Below are 25,680 nucleotides of genomic sequence, written 5' to 3'. Positions count from 1 at the left end.
TCCGCACCGGAGCCGCAGAAAAACTTGGATTCGGCCGTTCTGGCCTTTGGGGGATCGTTATGAACATTTCAAGCATTATGAATCAAAACATTATTTTTCTGGGGCTTTCGGCTTCCAGCCGCGAAGAGGCGGTCCGGACCATGGCGGACGGCATGGTTCAATACGGGTATGTTTCTGACAAGGAAAAATATCTCGCCGCAGTCCGGGAACGGGAAAACGAGGGGACCACGGGGATCGGTTTCGGGGTGGCGATCCCCCACGGAAAATCGGACGGCGTAAAGTCGCCCTGCCTTGCCTATGCCCGCCTTGCCGCTCCGGTCGATTGGAATTCCTTTGACGGTAAGCCGGTTACGAGCGTTTTTTTAATCGGAGTCCCGGAGAAAAATGCGGGCAACGACCACCTGAAAATCCTGATCGCGATTTCCAAACGGCTGATGCACGAGGATTTTCGCCAAAAGCTGGCACAGGCGGCAACGCCGGAAGAGATCCTGGAAGTCATTAAATCGATCGATGAATAATCAGAAAAGACCTGCCGATTCTTTTTGAAAGGATTTTACTATGCTGAATAAAAAATTTGTGATGAACTGCAAAGAAGGGTTTCATCTCAGGCCCGCTCAGGTGCTGGTGGAACAGGCGACGCCGTTTCAGTCGCGGATCGAGATTCAAAAAGCGGGCGGTGAAAAGGCCGACGCAAAAAGCATTCTGGGAATGATGAGCCTTGGGGTGGAGACGGGCGAAGAAGTGGAGGTTTTCGTCGACGGGCCGGACGAAAATACCGCGATGGCTATGGTAGAAAAACTGTTTGCAACAAATTTTGATGAATGAAGACAGCGGCCCACGGACGGCCGCGGGAATTGATCCAAACATATATTTCGGAGAGTGATGGAATGTCTGAAAGAAGCTTCCAGGGGATCGGCGTATCCAGAGGAATCCGCCGGGGAAAAGTCTGTCTGTTTCAACACGGGACGAAGCCGGACGCTGAACGGAAAATTCAGCCGAGGGAAGCGGATGCAGAGACAGACCGTTTTAACCGGGCAGCCGAAAGGGCGGTCCGCGAAGTGGAGGAACTGATCGCGAAAACCGCCGGAAAACTGAAGGAAGAAGAACTTTCCGTTATCAGGGGGCAAAAGACCATCCTTTCCGATCCGGCATACTGTCCCGAAATCCGGAAGCTGATCCGTGAAGAGCTTTTGAAACCGGAAAAAGCGGTCAGTCAGGTTACGGAAAAATACGCGGCTATCTTTGAAAACATGCAAAACAGCTATATGCGCGAGCGCGCAGCGGATGTGCGCGACGCGGGGAACCGGCTGCTGGGGATCCTGACCGGCGCGGACCGGTCGGGCCTTGCAGCTATCGATTATCCCGTGATTCTGGTCGCCGACGACCTTTCTCCCTCCGATACCGTTCAGATGAACCGGGATTTTATCCTGGCCTTTGCCACGGAGAGGGGTGGAAAAACTTCCCATACCTCCATTTTCGCCAAGTCGCTGCGGATTCCGGCTGTCGTTGGGCTCACCGGCATCCTTGAAGCTGTTTCGGACGGCGAAGAGATGATTCTTGACGGAAGCGAAGGAATCTGTATTGCCGCCCCGCGGCCGGATACGGTTGCGGAGTATGAAAGAAAAGGGGAGGAAGAGCGAAAGAAAGAGGAGCTTTATCTCCGGTCCGCTCAACAGGATGCGAGGACTTCGGACGGAAAACGGATCGTTGTTGCCGCCAATATCGGCTCGTATGCCGACGCGGCGGGATCCAGCCGGGAGGGCGCGGAGGCGGTTGGGCTGTTTCGGACGGAACAGGTTTATCTTTCCCGGCAGTCCTCCCCCGGGGAAGAAATTCAGTTTCAGGAGTATAAAAAAATCGCGGAGTGCTACTCCCCGCGTGAAGTGATCGTCCGTACGCTTGATATCGGCGGCGATAAGAACGTGAAATATCTTGGCATTGCCAGCGAGGCAAACCCGTTTTTGGGGTACCGGGCAATCCGTCTCTGCCTTGACCGGAAAGAACTTTTCCAAACCCAGCTTCGGGCGATTTTAAGGGCGAGCCGCTATGGGAAGCTGGCAATCATGTTCCCGATGATTGCGGATTATGAGGAACTGGCTGCCGCAAAAGCGATGTTGGAAGAAGCGGAGGAACAGCTTGCAAAAGAGGGAATTCCCTTTGACGATCGGATCAAAACCGGAATGATGATCGAGGTTCCCTCCGCCGCCTTGATGGCGGATGTTCTGGCAAAAGAAGTCGATTTTTTCAGCGTCGGAACCAATGACCTTGTTCAGTATTCTCTGGCGGTCGACCGGGGAAACAAGCAGGTGTCCTATCTGTACGACTACTGCCATCCCGCCGTTGCAAGGCTGATCCGGCAAACGTCGGAGGCGGCGCATGCGAATCATATCCCGATCGGCATGTGCGGCTCCATGGCGGGGGACCCGCTTGCCGTTCCGCTGCTCATCGGCCTGGGCTTGGATGAGCTCAGCATGGCTTCGGATTCCATCGCCCAGGTCAAATATGAAATCGGCAGGCTTGCGTTCGAATCCTGCCGGAACCTGGCCGAAACAGCCGTCAACTGCAAATCCGCGCGGGAAGTCCGCAATTTGCTTCTGGATTTCCGCTCCGGAGTGATCCGATCTTAGAGACGCGACGCGCCCGTTTCGCAGTTTCGACAGGGCTTTCCCGAAGCGTATCGACTTTCGGGTTTCAGAAGAAAATATCCGCAAACGAAACTGCGGCCGTCTTGATTCGCAATAGGAATCAGGTGATCCTCTTCTTTAAGGGGCTGCTGTGTCAGTGGTTTTCTGGGCAGCCCCTTGCTTTTTACCACTATGCCGTCGCGGTCCGCAGATTTCTGATCGTGTCGCCGATGACCCCGGAGATCAGACGGTGGCCGTTTTCATTCGGGTGGATTCCGTCCTCGCAGAGGAGGGTTTGATAATTGTGCTTTTCCAGAAACGCGCTGCTGATATCGATGAGCGGAACGCTGCATTCTTTGGCAACCCGGCATACGGCCAGGTTGTATCGTTCATGCCAACGATAAATATGCTCAATATCGCCCAGAAATTTTAAAATTGCGCCGGCGTTCAGTCCCTTTGAAATCCACGCGAAATATCGCTTGGCGTCGATCGGCGGCAGGGTCAGCAGAACCGGCCGGCTTCCGCTTCTTTTCACCTGTTCGATCAGCTCCGTGTACTTTTGCTCAAAAATGCCGACCAGCGTTTTCGGAAGATGTTCCCGCTCGGGGTTTTCTGAAATATCTGCCCAATCAAAGTCACAGTCGTTCCCGCCGAATTCCAGAACCGTATAATCGAAGTTGGAAAGCTCGTTCCAGTGCCGCCGCAGTAGATCCATCCCCTTGGTAACCGTGCATCCGAATATCGAATAATTCCGAATCATGACCGGAAAGCTGCCTGAAATCCGGTTGGCGAAACTGTCGCGCAGAAGGGTGTATTTTTTCAGCACACTGTCGAAAATCACGCCTTTCGATACGGAATCACCAAAAACGCAAACAGATAAATCCATATCGCATTCCTCTTCTTTCTACTGTTTAACATTCTGTGATCTACTTATTAAAACTATATCGTGTAATTATAAATATGTCAATAGCGTATGCAGAAAAAGTAAAAAAGATACTGGCCTGTAAATATTTTTAAATGGAAAAATATTCTAATAACTCGATTGAAAAATGGAGAAAGGGCGTTATAATATAAGTGGATTAAATCAGTCAACTTTTATCTGAAGCCATATGGGGTAAAATAAATCAGAAGTTAAAATATAAAGAAAAGGGACGGTGAAAGAAGAATGGTAAATGTAAGAAAATGCGCGATCATCGGATGCGGATTCGTGGGGGCGGCGTCGGCTTTCAGCCTGATGCAGAGCGGCCTGTTTTCCGAGCTGGTCCTGATCGACGCGAACCGTGACAAGGCGGAAGGAGAAGCGATGGACCTGAGCCACGGCGCTCCGTTTGCGCGCCCGATTGAGATTTCGGCGGGCGCCTACGATGATATTGCCGACTGCGGGCTGATTGTGGTAACCGCCGGCGCCAATCAGAAGCCGGGCGAGACGAGGCTGGATCTGGTCAATAAGAACGTCGGGATTTTTAAGCAGATTATCCCGGAAATCAAAAAGAGACAATGTGAGGGGATCCTTCTGGTTGTGTCAAATCCGGTCGACATCCTTACCTATACGGCCCTCAAGCTGTCCGGGTTCCCGCCGAGCCGCGTCATCGGCTCCGGCACGGTGCTGGACACGGCGAGGCTGAAATATCTGCTCGGGCAGCGCCTGGGCGTCGACAGCCGCAGCGTGCACGCTTACATCATCGGCGAACACGGAGACAGCGAGCTGGCGGTCTGGAGCAGCGCCAATGTATCCGGCGTGGAACTGTACCGGTTCTGCGAGCTGTGCGGGCACTTTGAACACGAGCAGAATATGCAGAAGCTGTATGAGGATGTGCGCGACAGCGCCTATGAGATCATTCAGAAAAAGGGCGCGACCTATTACGGCATCGCCATGGCGGTTCGCCGCATCGCGGAGTGCATCATGAGGGACGAACGCTCGATTCTGCCGGTTTCCAGCCTGATCGAAGGCTATTACGGCCTGAACGGAATCTGTATGGGGATTCCGACAATCGTCGGCAGCGAGGGCGTGGAAAAGGTAGTGGACGTCGGACTGAGCGGCGACGAACAGCTGAAGCTTCTCAAATCCGCCGAGTCTCTTAAAAAAGTTCTGGATACGCTTGATTTGTCATAAGGTGCGTTGAATTCTTTCGGAGGGCTGAAAAGCCCTCCTTTTTTTGCTCCGGAAACGAATCCGGCGAATTGCCGGAAATGGGATGACGGCCCCCGGGCAAATACATTCAAATGGCTATTGACAAAAGGGGGACGGAAGCATAAACTATTAATGTTAGCAGTGACTAACTGAAGAACAGGATCCTGACTACGAAAGGAGCAAAGGGAAAATGACACTTGATCGGCTGAAGATCGGAAAAAGTTCCAAAATTGTCGAAGTGCGGGGAGAGGGCGCGCTGCGCCGCCGTCTGCTGGATATGGGACTGACGCCGAACACGGAGGTGATGGTAAGAAAAATGGCGCCGATGGGCGACCCGATTGAGATTCATCTGCGGGGTTACGAATTGACTCTCCGGATGGACGACGCAAAAAAGATCGTAATTGAGGAGGCATAAATACATGATCCTGGGGCTTGCGGGAAACCAGAACTGCGGTAAAACAACCCTTTTTAATCAGCTGACCGGATCCAATCAACATGTGGGAAACTTCCCGGGGGTCACCGTTGCAAGAAAGGACGGGCAGATCCGAGGGCATAAAGACGTTACGGTGGTCGATTTGCCGGGGATTTATTCCTTGTCCCCGTATTCAAACGAAGAGATCGTAACGCGCGATTTTCTGCTCAACAACAATCCGGACGCCATCATTAACATCGTGGACGCGACCAATATTGAGCGAAATCTCTATTTGAGTATGCAGCTCATCGAACTGGATATTCCAATGGTGATTGCTCTCAATATGATGGATGAGGTTCGAGCAAACGGCGGGACCATAAAAATCAAGGAGTTTCAAAAACAGCTCGGCGTTCCGGTGATTCCGATTTCCGCGAGTAAGAACGAGGGCGTGGAGGAGCTGATCGATACCGTCCTTGAGGTCGCCGAGGCCAAGCGCGCCCCCAGACGGCAGGATTTCTGCTCCGGCGCCGTACATCGGACGATTCATTCCATTGCGCATATGGTGGAAGACCACGCGCAGCGCATCAAGGTTCCGCCCCGGTTCGCCGCAACAAAGCTGGTGGAGGGGGACGAGCCGATGAGGAAGGCGCTCCGCCTTTCTGAAAACGAAATCGATATGGTGATGCACGACGTGACGGAGATGGAGCGGGAGCTGGGCACAGACCGGGAAGCCGCGCTTGCCGATATGCGGTATTCCTTTATCGAAAGCCTCTGCGCATCCACCGTTGTGAAAATGGGGGAGTCCAGAGAGCACCGCAGGAGCGTTGCCATCGACAGGGTGCTCACCGGTAAATATCTGGCGATTCCGATTTTTCTTCTGATTATGATGCTGATCTTCTGGCTGACGTTCGGCGTGATCGGCACCGCTTTAAGCGATTTGCTTTCCCTTGGAATCACCGCCGTGACGGATGCTGCGGATGCAGGGCTGACGGCGTACGGAATCAACCCGATCGTGAAATCGCTGGTCATTGACGGCGTGTTCGCCGGGGTGGGCAGCGTGCTTCAGTTCCTGCCGATCATTGTGGTTTTGTTTTTCTTTTTGTCGATTCTGGAGGACAGCGGTTATATGGCGAGGGTCGCGTTTGTCATGGACAAACTGCTTCGCCGGATCGGCCTGTCGGGCCGGAGCTTCGTCCCGATGCTGATCGGCTTCGGCTGCTCCGTGCCCGCCATCATGTCAACGCGGACTCTGTCGAGCGAGCGCGACCGCAAGATGACGATTCTGCTGACTCCGTTCATGAGCTGCAGCGCCAAGCTGCCGATCTACGCGGTCTTTACCGCGGCGTTCTTCCCGAAACATGCCGCCCTTGTGATGATTCTGCTGTATGTGATGGGGATTCTGATGGGAGTCGGAAGCGGTCTGCTGATGCGGGGAACCGTTTTCCACGGCAATCCGGTCCCGTTTGTCATGGAGCTGCCGAATTACCGGATGCCCAGCGCGAAGAGCGTTCTGCTGCTCATCTGGGACAAGGCTCGCGATTTTCTGGTCCGGGCGTTCACCGTAATTTTCGTGGCGACCATCATCATCTGGTTCTTGCAGACGTTTGACACAAGGTTTAATCCGGTCTCCTCCGGCTCTGACAGCATGCTGGCGATGATCGGCCGGTGGATTGCGCCGATTTTCGCTCCGCTGGGGTTCGGCGACTGGATGTCCTCCACCGCGCTGATCACCGGGTTCACCGCTAAGGAAGCGGTCATCAGCACGTTGGCGGTCCTTACGGGTACGGACGTGTCAAATCTGCCGCAGGCGCTTTCCACTCTGTTTACCCCGCTGACGGCTTTCACATTCCTGACCTTCACACTGCTGTACACGCCCTGCATCGCGGCGGTCAACGCGGTACGCCAGGAGATGGGCAGTGTCCGCAGCGCGGTCGGCGTTGTCTTTTACCAGTGCGGCGTCGCATGGATTGCGGCTTTTCTGGTTTATCAGGCGGGACGCCTGGTTGCAGGCTGAAAGAAAGGGGGCGCTGCGATGAGTCCGGTCGATTTGATTGTTCTGCTGATTGTGGCGCTGCTGTTCTTTTTTGCAGCGCGCTATTCCTGGCGGCACAGAAATCACTCCTGCGGCGGGGACTGCTCGGCGTGTCCCTATCATCAGAACTGCGATAAGAAAGAGAAAAAATAAAAAACGTCCCCGGAGCAATCTGTTGCTGCGGGGACGTTTCGTATCCCGCGGGGTTGACAAACGGGATTTTTATGTTACGATGGAAAGCATTAACTTCTGCGGGGGTGAAAAAATGATTCGAAACATCGTGTTTGATATGGCATGGGTGCTGTTCCGCTACGAACCGATGAGCTTTACCAGGGAACATGTCCCGGATGACGCGGACGCGGAGCTGATCCACCGGGAACTGTTCTGCGCGCCGGAATGGCTGGAAACCGACCGCGGTACTCTGAGCGACGAGGAATATTTCGCGCTGGTCTCCGGACGGATCCCCACGCGCCTGCACCAAACGGCGCGTTATCTTTATGAGCACTGGCACGACGCTCTGGTGCCGATCGATGAAATGGAAGCGGTGGCCGGGCAGCTGAAGGCAAACGGATATTCCATCTACCTGCTCTCCAACATGAGCGGCAGATTCTACCGCTTTTACCGGAATATCCCCGCCATGAAGCACTTTGACGGAATGATCGTATCCGCTGACGAGCGGTGCGTTAAGCCGGAACCGGAAATTTATCAGGCTCTTTTTCGCAAATACGGCCTTTTGCCGGCGGAATGCTTTTTTATCGACGACCGGCCGGAAAATGTGGAGGCCGGGGAAAAGCTGGGCATGCGCGGGTTCTGCTTTCAGCAGGATATTCCCGCGCTTTGCGCCGCGCTGCGGGAGGCGGGCGTGTGGGTCTAGCCCCCGGGGTCAGGATTCGTTAAAACGGGACAAAAAGGCCTTTGTGCGTTCGCTCTGCGTGTTTGCGAACACCTGCTCCGGGGTGCCCTGTTCGACAATGACGCCGTCGGCCATAAAGACAACCTGATCGGCCACGTCCCGCGCAAAAGCCATTTCATGGGTGACGACCACCATGGTCATATGCTCGGCGGCCAGATCCCGGATGACCTTTAAGATTTCCCCGGTCAGTTCCGGGTCCAGCGCGCTGGTCGGCTCGTCAAAAAACAGAAGGTCCGGGTTCATGGCCAGCGCTCTCGCAATGGAAACGCGCTGTTGCTGCCCGCCGGAAAGCTGGCACGGGTAAAAATCCGCCTTGTCGGACAGTTCCATTTTTTTCAGCAGTTCCATCGCGGAGGCCTCGGCCTCCGCCTTTTTTTTGCCAAGAACGTGCATCGGGGCTTCCGCAATGTTCCGCAGTACGGAAAAGTGAGGAAAAAGGTTGAAATTCTGAAATACCAGCCCGATGTGAAGGGCAATCCGGCGGCAGGCCGCCCGGTCGGAATAGACGGCGGACTGATTTTCACCGGTTTTCACCAGCGTCTCCCCGCAGACGGAAATCTCGCCCCGGTCGACGGCTTCCAGCTGCGTCATGCAGCGCAGAAGCGTGCTTTTGCCCGAGCCGGACGGGCCGATGACAGTCAGAACCTCTCCTTTATCCACGTCGAGGGAAATCCCTTTCAGAACACCGGTTCCGTCAAAGCTTTTGTACAGGTTGCGCGCGGTCAGTAACGGCATAAGGCTTCCTCCTAACGGTAATAATTCATACGGGCTTCCGCGACGGTGAAACAGCGGGTCACAACGGCGTTCATCAATAGGTAGAATACGGCGGCGATCGCGAACGGCGCCATGCTGACGGCGGAGGAAACCCAGTCGGATGTGACGCGCAGAAGCTCTGTTACGCCGATGACCTGTGCCAGAGAGGTGTCCTTGACCAGATTGATAAATTCATTGCTCATGGGCGGCAGAATCATTTTGCAGACCTGCGGCAGGACGATGCGGAAAAACGTCTGCCGCTTTGTAAAGCCCAGAACCCGGGCCGCTTCGTACTGCCCCGCTGGGACCGCGTCGATCCCTCCGCGGAAAATTTCCGCGAAATAGGCTGCGTAATTCAAAAGAAAGGCGACCTGCGCGGCAGCCACACGGTCAAGCTGGATTCCGGTCAGCGGCTTCAGACCGTAAAATATGAACAGGAGCTGAAGCATCAGCGGGGTGCCGCGCATCAGCAGGATGTAAAACCGCACGGGCAGATTGACCGCCTTTACCTTTGACCTGCGCCCCGCGGCGACAAGAAGCCCCAGCGGAACGGAAAACAACAGGGTCGAAAAGAAGATACGCAGAGACATCAGCGTGGCCTGCAGCATTTGTGAAAGCAGCACGGTGTAATTCATAGGGGATCAAGCCCTCCATCGATTGATAGACTCGCCGGGGCGGAGCAGCCCGCTTATTTGCCGACGGTGGTGACGTCCTTCCCGAACCATTTTTTCGAAAGATCGGCCATGGTTCCGTCTTTGGCCATATCCTTCAGAGCGCCCTCGATTTTTTCCTTGAGGGCGATATCGGATTTCCGGAACGCCACAACGTAGTCCTCCGTTGCAAGCGATGCGTCCTTGCCGTCCTGATCCTGCAAAACAGAGTAGGCGCCGGGATTTTTCGTCAGATAATAGCGGGCGACGATTTCGTCAATGGCGATTGCGTCAATGGTGCCGTTCTGGATTTCGAGAACCGCTTTGCTGTAATCGTCAATTTTCACGACGCTTTTCAAAGAGCTTTTGAAATCAGGATTGTCGTTTAACGCGGTTTCGGCGCTGGAATCCGCCTGTACGCCGACGGTTTTGCCCGCGAGGCTGCCAAGGCCTTTGTAATTTGAGCCGGATTTTATCAGAATAATCTGATTGTTTTTCATGTAGGGAATACTTAAAGCGAATTCCCGGTCCCGCTCGGGAGTTTTGGAAAAACCGTTCCAGAGACAGTCCACGTTGCCGTTGTTCAGCTCCGCCGTTTTGTTGTCCCAGTCGATCGGCTGCAGCGACAGTTCAATGCCAAGGCGTTTGCAGGCCTCTTTGGCAAGGTCAATGTCAAAGCCGACCAGTTTGCCGGTCTGCGTGTCGACATACCCCATCGGCGGAAAAGCCTTGTCCAGCCCCAGAACCAGTTTTCCAGCTGATTTGACTTTGTCCCATGAGCCGTCCGGCGCGGAGGACCCGGACGCCGCCCCTGAAGAGACAGCGGCGGAAGGCGTCTGCTGCGTCGCGGCGGGGGCGGAAGAACAGCCTGCAAAGGAAATCGTCAGGGCTGCCGTCATTAAGAAAACGATCAGTTTTTTCATAAAAACCATCCTTATGTAATTGATTCATTTGTACCTTACTATATTAACGAATTAGCAGAGTAAAGTAAAGGGGCAAAATGATTTTTCCGGACTTTTCCGCAAACCATTTGCGAAAAGTCCGGGCCGCTGCGGCGGACCCAAAAACGGCGCGAGGCTTTTTTCGGCCTCGCGCCGTCCGCGCCGGGAATCAAATTTCGTAATCCGCGCTTGCTCTGGCGCAGACGAGCGTATGAACCGCGCTTTTGATGGCGAGATGGGCCGGATGCGTCTGGTAGGCCCGTTCCGCCTCCTTGGTGGAAAAAGTGCAGTTTAAAACAAGGTCGAAGTCGCCGCCGTTGTAGTTTTGCCCCAGCTCGATGGCTTCCAGGCCGTCCACGGTACCGAGCAGAGCCTGAAATTTATGTCTGAGGTCCGCTGCAATTTCGTTGACACGGTCCTTTTCCTCCGGCTTTAAGGTCCAGAATACAAGATGTCTGATCATGGTTTTCCCCCTTTACAGATCGAATAGATTTAAGCCTGTCACCGCGTCGGCGCGCCGCCCCAGACCGCCGCCTATGATTTGGATGAAAATTTCGCCGGTTCCGCTGACGACAGCCTCGTTCAGGTGGCCGCCGACCACCTGCCCGTCGGCCGTTGCAAAATTGGCATGCAGATGCAGATAAGCCCGTCCGCTCATTTCAGTAACACTGCCGACGAGCGAGGTCAGTTCCATTTCGCCGTCAAAGGTGTTGGAATAGTACCGATGCTCCGCGACACGGTAAAGGCCGACCACGGCGTGGTCGACGGCGCCGAGGCCCGTAATGGACCCGAATTTGACGTTTTCCCGTTCACACGCGTTCTGAATCGCCTGAATCAGCTCTTCGCCGCGGTCCACCCGCAAAACCAGCGTGCCGCCGAATTTTTTGCATTTCATAATGAATCCTCCTTATTCCCGATGCAGGCCGTCAAGCCCAAGATCTTCTTTCAAAAGTCCGCCGAATTTCACCGCGCCGCTGCCGAAACGGCCGCGGATGCGGTCCATCGCGGTTTCAAGCCGCTCTTCCTTTTCGCTGCCCCGCAAAACATCCCCGCCGAAAAAGCAGAGCTGTTCCCCCGGCGCGTCTTCGGGCACCAGTCCGGTTCCGGAGAGCGAAAGCATTCGGATCGGCGCGCTCGCATTCCAGCAGGCCGCCATCAGCTCCTCTCCGGCCGCCGCCAGAAGACGGGCGAGGTGAGTGGGGGCGGCAAGTGTTTTCTGCCGGGTGATATACCGAAACGACGGGTCCTTGATTCCGACCTGTACCACCCAGCACTTCAGCTTTTGCCTTCGCAGACGGGAGGCTACGCTGTCCGCAAGGGCCTGAACGGCTTTCCGGATGTCCTCCGGGCCGCTCAGGTCGCGGCGGAATGTGACGCTGTTGCCGACACTTTTTATTTCCTGCCTGCTCCGTCCGTCCGCGACGGGGCTCGAGTCTCTGCCGTTTGCAAACTCATACAGCTGTGCTCCGGCTTTCCCAAGGCGGGAAGACAACAGTTCCGGGCTGCACGCAGCAAGGTCGCCGATGGTGTGAATTCCAAGGCCGGCCAGCGTCTGCGCGGCCTTTTCGCCGCAGAACATCAACGCGTCGACGGGAAGGGGCCAGACGATTCTTTGATAATTCTCGGGGCTGATGACCGTCGTCGCGTCCGGCTTTTTATAGTCGCTGCCAAGTTTAGCGAAAATTTTGTTAAACGAAACGCCGACGGAGATGGTGATGCCGATTTCGCGGCGGACCGTTTCGCGCAGCCGGTCCGCAATCTGCCGTCCATCGCCGAACAGTACCCGGCTCCCCGTAACGTCCAGCCAGCTTTCGTCGATGCTGAACGGCTCCACCAGATCGGTGTATCTGCGGTAAATTTCATTAATCTGTTGGGAAATCCGCCGGTATTCCCGAAAACGGGGCGCTGCCAGAACCAGCTGGGGGCATTTGCGCTTTGCCTGCCAGATGGTTTCTGCGGTGCGGATGCCGTATGCTTTCGCCTGCTCGTTTTTCGCAAGGATGATACCGTGCCGGCTCTCCGGGTCGCCGCAGACCGCCATCGGCACGTTTTTGAGCTCGGGGCGCAGCATACATTCGACGGATGCGAAAAATCCGTTGCAGTCACAGTGTAAAATCGTGCGTTCCATGCGGCATACCCCTCCGACATCATACCATATTCTTTGGCCGAAAAACAGAACCCGCATAAAAAAACGGGGAGAAGACGAGGGTGCTTTATGCTTGGCTATGCGTTGAAGACGTATTTGTCCAAGCGGTTCATTGCCTCTTCGACTCTGCTCAGAGGAAGCGCCAGGTTCATGCGGATGGAGGAGGCGCCATGAAACATGCGGCCGTCCTGCCAGGCGACGCCGACGTCCCAGCCGCTTTTCAACAGCTCGTCAAGGGTTTTGCCGCGGTTTTCGCACCACTGCCCGCAGTCCGGGAAAAGCATGTAGGTCCCCTGGGGCTTGGACACGTTCACGCCGCTGAAACGGCGCGCAATATAATCGCAGGCATAGTTCACGTTGCCGCTTAACACTTCGCGAAGCTCGTCCAGCCATTCATAGCCTTCGGGCCGGTAAGCGCCGATCAGCGCGTGCATGCTCAGCACATTCATTTCGTTATAATGGGATTTGCTGCTTTGCGCCCGAACGCGGTCGCGCAGATAGGAATTATAAATGATATGGTATGACCCGACCAGCCCGGCAAGATTGAAGGTCTTGCTGGGCGCGTAGAGCGCGACGGTGCGGTTTCGGGCGTCTTCACTGACCGACTGGGTGGGAATATGCCGGTTTCCGTTTAAAATAATGTCGGACCAGATTTCGTCGGAGATTACAATACAGTCGTTCGCCGCATAGACCTTCATAGCTTTTTCAATTTCCCACTGCTCCCACACGCGTCCGCAGGGATTGTGGGGGCTGCAAAAAATCGCCGCGTGGATTTTGCTGGCCTTGATTTTCGCGTCCATGTCTTCGTAATCCATGCGCCAGACTCCGTTTTCATCCTTCCGAAGAGGACTGTGCACGATCCTGCGGCCGCTGTTCGTCACGCTTTTGGTAAAACCGATATAGGTGGGGGAGTGCAGAAGAACGGCGTCTCCTGGCGCGGTAAAAGCGCAGAGAGTGGAGATCACTCCGCCGAGGACGCCGTTTTCGTACCCGATGCACTCGCGGGTCAGGCCGGTTACCCGGTTGCGGCTTTCGTGCCACTTGATGATAGAATCGTAGTACTCGCCGGTGGGATTGAAGTACCCGAAGGCGGGGGTGATTTACTCGTTCGATCATCGCCTGTCCAACGGTGGGGACAGTAGGAAAGTTCATATCCGCAACCCACATCGGGATGACGTCGAAACCCTCTTTCGGGAGTTCGGGAACAAATCCGGGCTCCGTGCCCAAACCGTCCACCGCGACCGCGTCTTTTCCGCGGCGGTCCATAATAGAAGTAAAATCGTACTTCATTTTGAGATTTCCCTCATTTCCTTGGAATAAAAAACGAGGCGTCCTTTTCGGGAAGCCTCTCTGCTTTCTTCAAGCTCTACTATACCCTTTTTTTAGCCGGATTGCAATGGATTGCACAGTCAGCCGGAGCACCCCGGCGGAGCCCCGCTGCGCCGGGAAAACAGCCTAGTTTTTGCTGAATCCTTTATAAAGTGCCGCAAGCGACTTTTTTTCAATGCGAGACACTGTTCGTATCGCCTATTGTAAGCGATTGGATCTAGGAAAAGGCTTCCAGCTGACGGAAGCGAAAATGAATGATAATTTGTTTGTCCTCGGTCAGTTCGACCCGCTCGATCAGGCTGACGAGCACCTCCCGGTTTGACCACGCGCCGTCGACAAAACGGTTCACCAGTTCGCGGGCCAGTTTCTTCTGCTTTTCCGACTCATACGTGGGCGCCTCCAGACCGGACAGTTTCTGTTCCAACGCTGACCGCTCCTGTTTGCCTCTCTGATAAATTCGTTCAAAGTCCCGCTCCTCCAGAATTCCGGACAGGCGATCCATATACATACGTTCAAGGTGCGCCGTCAGGCTCTCGATTTTCGCCTTAAGCGTCGCGGCCTCCTTCTCTTGACTGCTCGCCTGATTGGCTTCTTCTACTGCCTTTTCCGCCGCAGGAAGGAGCTCTTCAGTCCGCACATAGTTCTCGCAGACCTCCCGTGCCTTTTCGATAACGGCTTGTGTGACGGTCTGTTCCTTGATGGAATGGCAGGTGCAAACACCTGCCTTTGTGAAGCGCTGGTAGGTGCGGCAAACAAAGTAAAGGCAGTCTTCGCCTCTTGCGTTTGGACGGTTGATGACGGCCAGCGGATAACCGCATTCGTGGCAGTAGATAAGTCCCTTGAGCAAAAAATCGTAGGTCCGTGAACGGGTGGTCTTACGGCTTCCCAACAGCTGCTGCACCTTATCAAAGGCATCCCGGCCGATCAAAGGCTCGTGAGTGCCTTCTACCACAATCCAGTTCTCCCGCGGCTGACGGACGCATTTCTTCGACTTGTAGTTGATCTTCTTGGATCGCCCCTGCACCATGTTACCAATATACGTCTCATTTTGGAGCATGTCGGAAATTCGCTCGCTGTACCACATTCCGGCGTATGGTCCGGTACGTCCTTGATTCAGTCCGGCATAAATTGCCGGCGTCGGCACTTTTTCCTCATTGAGCCGGGCTGCAATTTGGCGGCAGGACAGCCCCTCCAGCGCCATGTCGAAGATGCGCCGCACCATGGGGGCCGCCTCTTCATCAATAACAATTTTATTCTTTTCCTCCGCCATTTTGTAACCGTAAAGCGGTTTCCCTCCGATAAAGAGCCCCTTACGCTGTTTGTCATGCTTGACGCTCTTGATTTTTTTGGAGATGTCCTTGGCGTACATGTCGTTCATGATGGCGCGAAAAGGAGTGATGTCGTTTGCCGTACTCTCAATTCCGGTGTCGATTCCATCAAGCAGGGAGATGTAGCGGACCCGGTTTTCCGGAAAATACCGCTCCATGTAATGGCCGGTCATGATATAATCGCGGCCGAGACGGGACAAGTCCTTTGTAATTACCATATTGACCTTTTTTGCTTCGATATCCGCAATCATGCGCTGGAAAGCCGGTCGGTCGAAGTTTGTTCCGCTCCATCCGTCATCTGATGGTGTCAAGTAGGGACGTAAAAAAATTTGTAAATTCTTTGAATCCCCTATGTTTTTCTGTCGAAATGTATGATTTCTGTTAAAAGAAAGGGGTAGTGGCCTATGAAGCACTCATAGACCACTACCTGATTTATCAGTCGGAAGTCGCTATTGTGCGGGGCGTGAACAGCGAATAATACGGACGCAATATTCCTTTCCAATCATCACACGGCAAACCCTTGATGGCAATCAATTTAACGTCCAGTCGGTCGAGCTTATCTACAAAGTACATAAGTTGGCTCATGTCACGGGATAGACGATCCAGGCTTTCTATAAGCACCGCATCTATACAACCAGAAGAAATTCTGGTCAGGACCTCGCGCAGCCCTTCCCGGTCGCTGTTTAGGCCGCTTTCTTGTTCAGCTACCAAACCTTCAATCGTATGTCCCTGTTCCTTGGCATAATCTATCAGGCGTTGTTTCTGATTTTCCAATGCCAGCCTGTCGGGATGGGCTACTCTGCAATAAATCAAAACTCGTTTGTTCATTTTGAACTCCTTTTTCATCAAACCGCCACTTTATATGAATGGTGTTTTTATCAAAGACATAAATGCAATCCACAAATTCCAACACCATCTCTCTTGTCAATATGTCAGAGGTTAAGCAGTTTTTTAAATCCTGTTCCTTTGATGCCTCATAGGATAGCCTACGTTCCAGATCAGACAATTCATCGGTCAGCTTTTTGAGCTGGAGTTTCATGTCCTCATGTTCTGCTTCCAAGGCATCGTACTTTTTTTTATACTGAGCTTTGGTGATATTCCCCTCTGCCTTTTCATCATAGAGATCGGCTTTCTGCTCCTGAAATCTGTCGCATACTCCCTGATAGGCCGCTATTTGCTTTCGCAAAATGACGATCCGGTCGTTTACCTTTGTCTGCCGTACTAAAATACCATCATCCAGCAGGACACGGACGTATTGACGCAGAATATGGAATACTGCCTCGGCAATCTCCCTTTCCTCAATATATTCCGTAAAGCAACCGCAACCTTCCTTTCGGGCTTTTGTATCACAGAAAAGCTTTGGTACGGGGCTTTTACATCTTGCCAGCGCATAACCGCAGTTACCGCATCTGATCCTGCCGGAAAAAAGGTGAGTTTCCAAAGGAGCGGCATCCTTATGTTCAAACCGTCTCAAATTATTTTCCGCCGCAAGGAACAACTCTGCCGTTATAATCGGTTCATGCGTCCCCGTTACTACAATCCACCTGGACTTTTTAACCGGCTTTGTCTTAGTTTGGCCCACCTCTGGACGCATACGTTTCCCATATATGTTGTTCCCCAAGTACCGTCCATCACGAAGAATGGAGAGGACCTTACCATCGTCCCACATTTTTTCTTTCGTAACACCAATCCACCATTTGTGGTAAAAGCCGTTTTCGTTCTGGATTTGGCTTGGTGTGGGTACTTTTTCGGCGTTGAGCAGCCGGGTTATCTTCAGCACCGACATACCGGATGCAGCCAGTTCGAAAATACGCCGAACAATGGCGGCCCCTTCTTCCTCGATCACCAGCTTATTTTTGTTCTTCTCGTCTTTGCGGTATCCGATAGGGGCGAAAGGGCTTAAAAAGTCTCCCTTCTTTGCCTTCGTGCGTTTGCCGCTCCTTACCTTATCCGATATATCCTGACTGTAGTAGGCATAGACAATATTGCGGAAGGATGTGTCCAATCCGCTGGTGGTTCCAAGATATTCATTGCTGTCGTAACCGTCATTGACCGAGATGAAGCGGATACCAAGGTAAGGGAATATCTGGTCAATAAAATCTCCAACCGTAATGAAATCCCTTCCAAAACGGGAAAAATCCTTCACGACGATGCAGTTTACTTTTCGCTCCTTCACCAACTCAAGCATCTTCTTCACGCTGGGACGTTCAAAATTTGTGCCGGAATAGCCATCATCACATAGCTCCGTGACGGTGCAGCCTTCAAATTCCTTCTTTTGCCTGAGAAAATCGTGAAGCAAAGTCCGTTGATTGGTTACGCTGTTGCTTTCATCCTTTCCATCCTGTCCTATATCCGCATCCTCAACCGAAATACGGATATACAAAACAATTACATAGCTGTTATCCATTCACCGCAACCTCCAGCATAGGAGATAGTTCTTCCTGTAATTTTTGATACTCGTCCCCGAACCGCAGCTCGATCTTGACGTTGGTCCTGCTGTAAACAATAATGCGTTCAATCAGTTCCTCGGCCATCTCTCTCGTCAGAAAAGCCTCATCACGAAATCGGAGAAATGCGGAAAGCCATGGATTTTCTTCCGTCGTCGATTCCCGCAAACTGTTTTCCTCGGTCTTTAACTGCTCAAGCTGCCGTCTCAGTTCTGCTTCCTTTTCTTTGTAGCGGTTCCTGACATATACATAGTCTTGCTCTGTCATCAGTTTTTCAGAATAATCTTCATACAGGGTTTCCCGGTGTCGGATAACGCCCTCAACCTCATCAATGGTCTGTCGCATTTTCGATTGAAGCCGCTGCCTTTCCGCCGTCACAAATGACTGCCTCTTAGCGCTCCGAATCAGCTTCTCCATATCCACAGCTATGGCGAGCTGGGACTGAATAACCGTAAAAACTGTATTCAGCAGGTCCTTTTCCGGTATGCTGGTGAAGGGGCAGGAAGCTGGGTCGCCGGAATGAATCGGGCATATGTAATTGTACCAAACATGGTATTTCGGTTCCGTGTGCCTATTCTCCCGGACGTTTTTATAACGCACCAGGTTCTTCCCACAGTTACCGCAATACACCAGCCCTTTCAGGATGTTCTCCGTATTTTGTATGCCGGAAAACCGCTCCAGTTTGGCATAATAATCGGCATTTGCCTGTTCATTGACTCGTTGCACCTGATAAAAGGTTCGCTCGTCAATAATCGCTTCATGGGTATTTTTGACCACTATCCATTGTTCCTTCGGCACTTGCGACTGTTTTTGTCCCTTCCACAAAGCTTCCCGTTTTTTGCCCTGTACCATGTGCCCCAAATAAATTTCATTCCTGATTATGGATTTAATTGTGGCGACGCGCCATGGCAGGTCTTTTAGGCGTTCCTCCTTGATGAACCCCTGCTCGTAACGGTACTTGCTGGGGGACGGAATACCAAGTTCATTCAGCTTTCGTGCAATCATCTGATAACTCATGCCCAGAAGCCGCCACTGGAAAATATCCCGGACGATATATGCCACATTATCGTCTACCATGAGCTGATGCTTATCGTCCTCCGCTTTCCGATAGCCGTAAGAGGCCCAGGCGCCAATGAATTCCCCGCGTTCCTGTTTTGCTTTAAGCACAGGGCAGATTTTGCGGGATATGTCACTGGCATAAACAGCATTGACAAGGTTTTTCAAGTGCATGGTGAGAATATCTGAGGTTGCGGGATCGGCGCTGTCGTAACGGTCGTTTATCGCAATAAAGCGCACACCGAGGAACGGGAAAATCTTCTCCAGATATTCCCCGGCTTCAATGTAGTTTCTACCGAAGCGGGAAAGGTCTTTTACAATGATGCAGTCCACCTTGCCGTTTCTTACGTCTTGGATTAAGCGTTCAAAGGCGTCGCGTTTAAAGTTCACCCCGGTTTCTCCGTTGTCAATATAGACTTCGTAAAGAGAAAACTCTGTTTTGTCCGCCATATAAGCGCGCAGGAGGCTTTCCTGATTTTGCACCGTATCGCTGTCCACCTTGCCGCTATCTATAACGGAAAGACGTACATACAGACCGGTTTTGTAAACACGGATTGGCAACGCCGCATTAAGAGGCTGCGCATAGATTCTACTTTTTCTCGCCATTTCAGCACACCCCCTTGCTTAGAAGCTGTTCCGGGGTAGAAGTGAGGGAGCTAATAAACTCAAAAGCCTGTTCATATTCATATTGGAATTTGAACTCAATCTGGATTTTCTGGTTCTCAAACACCAGTATTTTTTCGATCAGTTCCACCGCCAATTTACGGTTCAGCTCGGAAATATTCGCGTGCTGCTTGAAATACGCGATCCACTGCTGTCCCCCGGAATACCCAGCCGCAAGTTGTTCGATGTCCTGTACCAGTTTTGAAGCCGCCTGCTCCGCTTCCTCGATCTTTTTAGAATAGCGTGCGCCAAACGCCACGTAATCTTCGCGGGAGAGGATACCGTCTGCGTAATCTTCATGCAGTCTCAGTTTGTAAGCCTGATATTTTTCGATTTCTCTGTGCTTGGCTTTCAAACGTTCGTCAGCCTTTTGAGTCTGCCTGCTGGTATAGGGTAGGTTATCAATAGTTTTCAGGGTGTGTTCAATGTCCAAAATACTGCGGATATGCTCCTGTACGGCGACTAACACCGCCTGTTCAAGATAGGCGGCTCGGATACTGTGGCTGCTCTGGCAACCAGCTTTGTTCTTATAACCGGAGCAGATGTAATAGTAATACGGCTTGCTCGAACTGGCATTGTTCTTGCGCACCATGCTTCGGCCGCAATCTCCGCAGAATAACAGGCCCGATAGAGGGAATACCGTGTCCGCCGAAGGGGCGGTGCGGGTATCGGACAGCAGAATTCGCGCCACATTTTCAAAGGTATCCCTGCTGATAATCGCCTCATGATTGTCCGGAATGCAGACCCACTTATCCTTTGGCACCGCAAACCGCTTTTTGACCTTGTAATTTGGGGTGGTCTGTTTGCCCTGCTCCAAGGTCCCGATATAGACGGGGTTCTTCAGAACACGCAGGACGGAAACCGCAGTCCACCGTGCTTTGGCATTTCTTTTGAAGGTGCTGACATAGTTGCTGCCAATCCACCGCTTATACTCCAGTGGAGAAAGCACATCTCCTTCGTTGAGCCGATCCGCAATGGCCTGTGCCGACCAACCCCTCCAGCTTCTGTTTGAAAATGTCCTGCACAATGGAGGCGGCAAATTCGTCTACGATCAGCTTGTGTTTATCACTCGGGTCTTTCAGATAACCGAATACGGCAAAAGGAGCGACACACTGCCCGTTTTTTCTTTTCGCTATAAAATTGCTGCGAATTTTGATGGAAATGTCCCGGCAGTAGGCATCGTTCATCAGATTTTTTACCGGAACCACCAGATCATCCGACGAATTCTTTGGCTTAATGCTGTCGTAGTTGTCGTTGATGGAAATAAACCGAACGCCCATGCCCGGATAGATTCTTTGTATGTACCGGCTGGTTTCAATGAAGTTTCTGCCCAAACGGGAGAAATCCTTTACAATAATGCAGTTGATTTCTTTATTCTTTACCGCCTCCATCATGGCGATAAAGAAGGGCGTTCAAAGTTCACCCCGGAATATCCATCGTCCACGCGAACGTTTCGGAGGATAATTTCGGGGTGTTCCTTTAAGAACGCCTGAATCATTTCACGCTGATTGGCAATGCTGTCGCTCTCCGCCTTATCTCCGTCCTCACGGGAAATGCGAAGGTACATATCAGCGTCATATAAAATATTGTTTTGTGTATCCATACGGTTCTCTCCTAATCGCTTTGAATTTCAGAAAGCCAATTAGAAGTTTTACCGCAAGCCCTATTTTGTGACTCAGCTTACCACAAAATCATGCGCGTGTCCAGATTGATTTTCTAAAATTCTGCGTCATAAAAGTTGTTTTCATAAAACCTCACAGGGTATGCAGGTAATGCTCCATACGTTGCTCAAAGCTTACCCCGTCCGACGAAAAGCTCACGCCGACAGATATTTTGCCGACCTTGAAGCAGTATGGGTTTCTGACCTGCCGAACAAATTCCTTCATCCGTTCTTCCTTGGGCAGAGTTGTGTCAATGTCCAATTTGCTTATATCTACAAGTGTGTCAGGGTCAACCGTTCTAACATCCACTTTTTTTAAAGCATCAAAATCAATGTGGGAGAAATCAGAATTCCCCATCGGCGTACCTCCCATCCATGTTCTTATTTACTACGAATATATGAAAACCGTCGTTTGTCCTATTCAAAGTACCGTCTGTCCTTTTTTGACAGAATGAACCGTTCCACATCGGAAAGCTGTTCCGTGACCGGCATATCTGGCAAAGCCGACAGCACGTCATTCCGGTATCGGTGGCTCGCCCGGCTATCGAGAATGGAAAAGACACAGGTATCGCTTTCTCGACGTATTCCCCGGCCGATCCACTGGCGCAGCTTGATCAGCATTCCTGGAACGATGATCTCATTCAGATAACCGTAAAAATCGCTGTACAGGGATTTCTCGTATTCCAGAACCGGGTCGGGAGCCGGAAAGGGCAGACGCACTACAATTAGGGAGGATAGAATATCCCCAGCCAGATCAATTCCCTCGCCTGCGGTGTCGCTGGCACAGAGGATACCATTGCCGCTTTTCCTAAAGGCGTCGAGGGCATCCAGTCGGCCTTTTCCCATCCGAAACAGAGGAAAAGCTGTGGTTTGCCTGCTCAGTTCATCGCATACCTGCTCCATCATACGGTAGGAAGTAAATAGGATCATGGTATGTCCGTGGGTGACATTAATTAATTCCATCAGCCTGCTGGTCACGGCCTGAAAATAATTGCCGTCCCCGGCAGCAGTCGGGAACGGCAGATCCCTGGGAAGATACAGTAGGGCATGATTGGTATAATCAAAGGGCGAAGCCTTGCTGGTTTCAAAAACACGACGATTATCAACCATAGCAATGCCGTTGTTTCGCTTAAAGTGGGAAAAGTCGCCCCTAACTGAAAGCGTACCGGAAGTGAGAATGAAAGGATGATTTTCACTCCAAATATCTTCAAACAGCAGATAATCAAGTTGCTTTGGCAGGGCGCAGACACGGCAGGCCGTCGCTCCGTTGATTTCAAGCCAGAGAATGGACTGCGAATGATGAAGCAGGATGGAAAGCTTCGCCTCTTGCATCTCCATCCGGCTTACCAACCGGTCGTAACGCTCCCTCTTTTCACGGGAGGTAGTAAAAAAAAGCACAGAAAGCCTGCGTAAGACGGCCATCAGTGTTTTCAGAGCCAATATGCAGTTGAGGTCGATTTGTACAGCGTAACAGTTCTTATCGTATCCTGTGCCTGCGGCGTATTTCAGCGATTCAAAGAGCAGGGCATTTTGACTGAGCACCGTATCGCAGAGCTTTACGATTTCCGCCTTATCCGGGTTATTTCCGCCTATGGCGTGGTAGATGCTTGCCACCAGCCGTTCCAGTTCCACATTTTCCAGTGTCATACCGTACATTTGGCGGGCAGTATCAAGGAGCTTGTGCGCCTCATCGAAAATTATGAGTCCATGAGGCGGGAAAAGCGGATTCCTTCCGTTTTTCCGGCTTAGCACATCCGCCAGCACAAGGTTATGGTTAGCAATCTGAAAATCATAAGAAAGGGTCTGTGCCTTCCGGATGAAATCACGGTAACGGCAGATCGGAAACAGGGCGCAGTTGACATGACAGTGTTCCACACAGATACAGGATTTTACATAGTCAGTCAGGGGCAACCCATCCAAATCGAGCGGTAGAACGCCGGTAAAAAGGCCGGTCAGGGTGGATAACAGGCTCTTGTCCTCCATACGGTTGTTGTGAGAAATGGAAGCTCGATACCCTTTTACCCTACTGTCACAGGCATAATGGGATTTTCCCTTGCGTACCACGAAGGATAACGGCTTATCAATAATCCGCGATTCCATTAGAATTCTGGAAACCTGTGGAATGTATTCTTCGGTCAAAGCCTTTTGCAACGCGATGGTCGAGGTGGATATAATGGTTGGCAACCTGCGTTCACTAAACAGATTATGGACTGTAACCGCCAATATGTAGGCATGGGTTTTTCCCGTTCCTACCTCGGCTTCGCAGAGAGCCAGCTTGTTTTCCTGCAAAGCCTGAAGCATTTCCAGCGAGAGGGCGGCCTGATTCTCCCGGTATTCCATCCCGTGTTTTGGCAGGATGCTTACAAAAATATGACGCAGAAGATTTCTTGCCCTACGGTCGGCGCTGGGCTGCGGCACATTTCTTTCCGCGTTCGCTGCCTGTGAAAGCATTTTGTCTATTGCCTTTTGATAGCCGCCTTCGTTCAGAGGATTTTGCCTTGAAAAAAGGCGTTTTGCCTTTAAGGTCGTTAATTCTATCATGCGGTAACTGTAGGTTTTTCCGGAATAGTATTCTAAAAGCACATAGTTTCCGGCCGACAGTACAATGCGTTCCTCAGGCCGGAATAGCCCTGCTTCATAAATCTTGTTTTGAATATCCGCCATGCAGACGGGTTTGTTCATAGCTTTTAAGCCTCCTTTGCTACCTAAAGGAGCGACACAAGAATGCGGCGGAAGCAGGAAAAGGGTTTGGAAGTCTGCTGACTTGTAAGCCTGTTCCGCCGCATGGTTTCTATCGCTCCCATAGATTACGATAGATTGGTTGCATCTAAAGCAAAGGTGTGGTAGGTGTCCCGGCCGGTATTGCCGAGCTCCATAAAAGCCGCCCCTCATTCTTTCTCAAATGAGGGTGATGCGTTTTCCCGGCCGTCCTGCCGGGCTGCTCAATGCGGTGAAGCGTTCAAAGCAGAAGTATCATGATCGCCGGCAGGGATTATCGCAATCCGCCCCACCACAGAGCGTAACAGCCGCAGACATTCTCGCTCGGAGGGCAAAGCCCTCGTCTTGGCGTGTCCCGGTATGTCGCTTGTTTCTGCCGGTAAAGTACCCATCACAACCGTATTCACTTTTCAACGTACAAGCGAAAGGAAATTCTAAAAGGTCCTTTCACCCAACGTCAAAAAACGAGGGGGGTGACGAGTCACTCACTAAAAAATTTTTTTAATTTTTTTGCTGACCACTGTAAGCTGTCCCATACGGCCCTTTGATGTACGGACTCTCTGTCTGCAATCTGGCGGATTGACAGCCCTAGATAGAAATGCAATAGGAACCGCCGCCTTTGCACCTCTGTCAAAAGGCCGCTTTCAAGGAGCTTCTGTGCGGCTTTCACGGCCTTTTTCACATCGCTTCTATGTATCAGCTCCGTATCAAGGAATACCGTGGCAAGTTGTTCCGTTTCTTCCAATCCGGTGATGCTGACATTCAGACGGCTTGTCCGATTTTCGGTTACGTCTTGCTGGTGGTAGATTTCATCCGACAAAGCTTTCAATTCCAAAAAATCCTGTTCAGTTTTATCGGGGTTTTCCGCAAGGTAATCCGATAGTGTGATTTCCACAATCCGATCCGCAAATTTATAGACAATGCCTTGACTGAACTTATTCAGAGCATAATCGTTTTCCTTATAATTTTTCATAGTCCTTTCCTCCGATCTGTTTTGCTGAAATGCAAAAACAGATCGGAGGGTGGACCACGGCAATATTTTATGAATCCAGGTCGATAACGGAGGAATTTTGTCGAAAATAAAGAATCAGCACTTTGCCCCCAAAAGCAAAGTGCTGATTCTTTGACATACTGATTTATTTGAGGAAGATATGTACGGAACCCGCCGTCTTTATTTCTGCCTCCCGGAAAGATCAGGGCAAATAGTCATACAAAACTCCTTACGCCATTTGCATACGGCGAGAGTCTTGTATTTAGAGCCCTAATTATCCGTCAAAAGCCGTAAAAGATGGCAAGAGCCTGCCCAAAAAGGGCAGGCTCTGCGAGGTTTTTGGCAGCCCGGCTATCATAACGCTTTGAAAGGCGCTTTAGACCCTCGGCTTTGCGTCCCTATCTTTAGATAGGTTTGCCCATATGCGTTTACCGTTTTTTATTAGATTTAGCATTAGACCACAGTGACATAGAAAGACTCTGACCGAGAATCCGAGCTTCCAGAACTATCTTTAGCAAATATTGTTACAGAAACTCTATATTCCCTTCCGGGAGTTCCGCTATAGTAAATCGTATTTCCATAATTGAAAGCATTGCTTCTCGTCATTCCACTGTCGCTTTGTGTAAAGGTCTTAACATATTGCCAATATGTACCTTCATTTTCATAGATTACTATACTTTCTGCGCCGATCTGTGCCATTTGATAATTTGCAACAACTGAAAACTCGACTGCTATTCGGCCATTCGACGCTGGCAAAGCATTTATCGAATATGAACTGATTTGATGACTTTCTTGCACTGCCGCATAAGCCGGAACATTCAAAGAAAAAGTAAACACGAGTAAGAAAACAAATGCCAAAATTTTATTCTTTTTCATTTTTTTTCCT

At 51.6% G+C, this 25,680-nt stretch carries 27 protein-coding genes and 1 riboswitch; of the genes, 8 read left to right on the top strand and 19 right to left on the bottom strand.

Features of this window, described 5'->3' with window-relative positions:
* The first annotated feature begins 59 nt into the window (after positions 1–59).
* The 3 genes from HCR03_RS08825 (at position 60) to ptsP (ending at position 2,627) form a co-directional block, all read left to right on the top strand.
* Positions 60–518 (top strand): PTS sugar transporter subunit IIA, encoded by a 459-nt coding sequence (locus HCR03_RS08825; RefSeq protein WP_187037750.1) that lies wholly within the window; start codon positions 60–62, stop codon positions 516–518.
* A gap of 40 nt (positions 519–558) precedes the next feature.
* The gene (locus HCR03_RS08820) at positions 559–825 is read left to right on the top strand and encodes an HPr family phosphocarrier protein (protein ID WP_066644955.1); all 267 of its coding nucleotides are present in this window, start codon (positions 559–561) and stop codon (positions 823–825) included.
* 62 nt (positions 826–887) lie between these two features.
* Entirely contained in the window at positions 888–2,627 is a 1,740-nt protein-coding gene (ptsP, locus tag HCR03_RS08815) for a phosphoenolpyruvate--protein phosphotransferase (protein ID WP_187037748.1), read from the top strand.
* Between the two features lie 187 nt (positions 2,628–2,814).
* Here ptsP and HCR03_RS08810 read toward each other — a convergent pair whose 3' ends face one another.
* Positions 2,815–3,510 carry an SGNH/GDSL hydrolase family protein gene (locus HCR03_RS08810; RefSeq protein WP_187037746.1) on the bottom strand — a complete coding sequence of 232 codons (696 nt, stop codon included), beginning with the start codon at positions 3,508–3,510 and terminating at the stop codon, positions 2,815–2,817.
* Between the two features lie 279 nt (positions 3,511–3,789).
* On the opposite strand from HCR03_RS08810, the gene HCR03_RS08805 reads away from it, so the two are divergent.
* The 5 genes from HCR03_RS08805 to HCR03_RS08785 all read left to right on the top strand — a co-directional run bounded on the left by HCR03_RS08805 (position 3,790) and on the right by HCR03_RS08785 (position 8,073).
* Positions 3,790–4,737 (top strand): L-lactate dehydrogenase, encoded by a 948-nt coding sequence (locus HCR03_RS08805; protein WP_066644949.1) that lies wholly within the window; start codon positions 3,790–3,792, stop codon positions 4,735–4,737.
* Between the two features lie 208 nt (positions 4,738–4,945).
* The gene (locus HCR03_RS08800; RefSeq protein WP_066644948.1) at positions 4,946–5,170 is read left to right on the top strand and encodes a FeoA family protein; all 225 of its coding nucleotides are present in this window, start codon (positions 4,946–4,948) and stop codon (positions 5,168–5,170) included.
* A 4-nt stretch (positions 5,171–5,174) separates the two neighbouring features.
* Positions 5,175–7,181 (top strand): ferrous iron transport protein B, encoded by a 2,007-nt coding sequence (gene feoB / locus HCR03_RS08795; RefSeq protein WP_156989700.1) that lies wholly within the window; start codon positions 5,175–5,177, stop codon positions 7,179–7,181.
* An 18-nt stretch (positions 7,182–7,199) separates the two neighbouring features.
* Positions 7,200–7,352, top strand: coding sequence for a FeoB-associated Cys-rich membrane protein (locus tag HCR03_RS08790; protein ID WP_083210045.1), 153 nt, complete (start codon positions 7,200–7,202; stop codon positions 7,350–7,352).
* Positions 7,353–7,464: 112 nt separating this feature from the next.
* The gene (locus HCR03_RS08785; protein ID WP_187037744.1) at positions 7,465–8,073 is read left to right on the top strand and encodes an HAD family hydrolase; all 609 of its coding nucleotides are present in this window, start codon (positions 7,465–7,467) and stop codon (positions 8,071–8,073) included.
* Between the two features lie 9 nt (positions 8,074–8,082).
* Here HCR03_RS08785 and HCR03_RS08780 read toward each other — a convergent pair whose 3' ends face one another.
* The 18 genes from HCR03_RS08780 to HCR03_RS08695 all read right to left on the bottom strand — a co-directional run bounded on the left by HCR03_RS08780 (position 8,083) and on the right by HCR03_RS08695 (position 25,670).
* Positions 8,083–8,847 carry an amino acid ABC transporter ATP-binding protein gene (locus tag HCR03_RS08780; protein WP_066644944.1) on the bottom strand — a complete coding sequence of 255 codons (765 nt, stop codon included), beginning with the start codon at positions 8,845–8,847 and terminating at the stop codon, positions 8,083–8,085.
* A gap of 11 nt (positions 8,848–8,858) precedes the next feature.
* Positions 8,859–9,500, bottom strand: a complete 642-nt coding sequence (locus tag HCR03_RS08775) for an amino acid ABC transporter permease (protein WP_156989701.1) — start codon at positions 9,498–9,500, stop codon at positions 8,859–8,861.
* 53 nt (positions 9,501–9,553) lie between these two features.
* A complete protein-coding gene (locus HCR03_RS08770) occupies positions 9,554–10,438 on the bottom strand; it encodes an amino acid ABC transporter substrate-binding protein (RefSeq protein WP_187037742.1) in 885 nt (294 codons plus the stop codon).
* Positions 10,439–10,625: 187 nt separating this feature from the next.
* Complete coding sequence (locus HCR03_RS08765; RefSeq protein ID WP_066644940.1) at positions 10,626–10,919, bottom strand: Dabb family protein; 294 nt, start codon at positions 10,917–10,919, stop codon at positions 10,626–10,628.
* A 12-nt stretch (positions 10,920–10,931) separates the two neighbouring features.
* A complete protein-coding gene (locus HCR03_RS08760; protein ID WP_066644936.1) occupies positions 10,932–11,351 on the bottom strand; it encodes a PPC domain-containing DNA-binding protein in 420 nt (139 codons plus the stop codon).
* Positions 11,352–11,363: 12 nt separating this feature from the next.
* Entirely contained in the window at positions 11,364–12,584 is a 1,221-nt protein-coding gene (dinB, locus tag HCR03_RS08755) for a DNA polymerase IV (protein ID WP_187037740.1), read from the bottom strand.
* A 95-nt stretch (positions 12,585–12,679) separates the two neighbouring features.
* Entirely contained in the window at positions 12,680–13,612 is a 933-nt protein-coding gene (locus tag HCR03_RS08750; RefSeq protein ID WP_407926862.1) for a MalY/PatB family protein, read from the bottom strand.
* Positions 13,613–14,148: 536 nt separating this feature from the next.
* On the bottom strand, positions 14,149–15,510 hold the full coding sequence (locus HCR03_RS08745) for a recombinase family protein (protein WP_267459226.1): 1,362 nt from the start codon (positions 15,508–15,510) through the stop codon (positions 14,149–14,151).
* Positions 15,511–15,694: 184 nt separating this feature from the next.
* Positions 15,695–16,033, bottom strand: a complete 339-nt coding sequence (locus HCR03_RS08740; RefSeq protein ID WP_187037738.1) for a recombinase family protein — start codon at positions 16,031–16,033, stop codon at positions 15,695–15,697.
* Positions 15,975–17,666 carry a recombinase family protein gene (locus HCR03_RS08735; RefSeq protein WP_187037736.1) on the bottom strand — a complete coding sequence of 564 codons (1,692 nt, stop codon included), beginning with the start codon at positions 17,664–17,666 and terminating at the stop codon, positions 15,975–15,977. The genes HCR03_RS08740 and HCR03_RS08735 overlap by 59 nt, the downstream gene beginning before the upstream one ends.
* The gene (locus HCR03_RS08730; protein ID WP_187037733.1) at positions 17,659–19,368 is read right to left on the bottom strand and encodes a recombinase family protein; all 1,710 of its coding nucleotides are present in this window, start codon (positions 19,366–19,368) and stop codon (positions 17,659–17,661) included. The genes HCR03_RS08735 and HCR03_RS08730 overlap by 8 nt, the downstream gene beginning before the upstream one ends.
* Before the next feature lies 1 nt (position 19,369).
* The gene (locus HCR03_RS08725; RefSeq protein ID WP_187037731.1) at positions 19,370–20,452 is read right to left on the bottom strand and encodes a recombinase zinc beta ribbon domain-containing protein; all 1,083 of its coding nucleotides are present in this window, start codon (positions 20,450–20,452) and stop codon (positions 19,370–19,372) included.
* A complete protein-coding gene (locus tag HCR03_RS08720) occupies positions 20,352–20,816 on the bottom strand; it encodes a recombinase family protein (protein ID WP_267459237.1) in 465 nt (154 codons plus the stop codon). The genes HCR03_RS08725 and HCR03_RS08720 overlap by 101 nt, the downstream gene beginning before the upstream one ends.
* Positions 20,816–21,028 (bottom strand): recombinase family protein, encoded by a 213-nt coding sequence (locus HCR03_RS20075; protein WP_187037727.1) that lies wholly within the window; start codon positions 21,026–21,028, stop codon positions 20,816–20,818. Before HCR03_RS20075 ends, HCR03_RS08720 begins: the two co-directional genes overlap by 1 nt.
* A 151-nt stretch (positions 21,029–21,179) precedes the next feature.
* Entirely contained in the window at positions 21,180–21,443 is a 264-nt protein-coding gene (locus tag HCR03_RS08710) for a DUF6870 family protein (RefSeq protein ID WP_187037725.1), read from the bottom strand.
* Between the two features lie 59 nt (positions 21,444–21,502).
* Positions 21,503–23,767 carry an ATP-dependent DNA helicase gene (locus HCR03_RS08705; RefSeq protein ID WP_228725161.1) on the bottom strand — a complete coding sequence of 755 codons (2,265 nt, stop codon included), beginning with the start codon at positions 23,765–23,767 and terminating at the stop codon, positions 21,503–21,505.
* A gap of 517 nt (positions 23,768–24,284) precedes the next feature.
* On the bottom strand, positions 24,285–24,776 hold the full coding sequence (locus HCR03_RS08700) for an RNA polymerase sigma factor sigma-70 region 4 domain-containing protein (RefSeq protein ID WP_187037723.1): 492 nt from the start codon (positions 24,774–24,776) through the stop codon (positions 24,285–24,287).
* 356 nt (positions 24,777–25,132) lie between these two features.
* A riboswitch (cyclic di-GMP riboswitch) is annotated at positions 25,133–25,223 on the bottom strand.
* A gap of 24 nt (positions 25,224–25,247) precedes the next feature.
* Positions 25,248–25,670, bottom strand: coding sequence for a hypothetical protein (locus tag HCR03_RS08695; protein WP_187037720.1), 423 nt, complete (start codon positions 25,668–25,670; stop codon positions 25,248–25,250).
* Between the last annotated feature and the right edge of the window lie 10 nt (positions 25,671–25,680).

The sequence above is a fragment of the Caproicibacter fermentans genome (genome assembly GCF_014303955.1).
Lineage (GTDB): Bacteria > Bacillota > Clostridia > Oscillospirales > Acutalibacteraceae > Caproicibacter > Caproicibacter fermentans.
The sequence above is the reverse complement of the archived record's forward strand: the minus strand, read 5'-3'. Positions and strand labels throughout refer to the sequence as shown.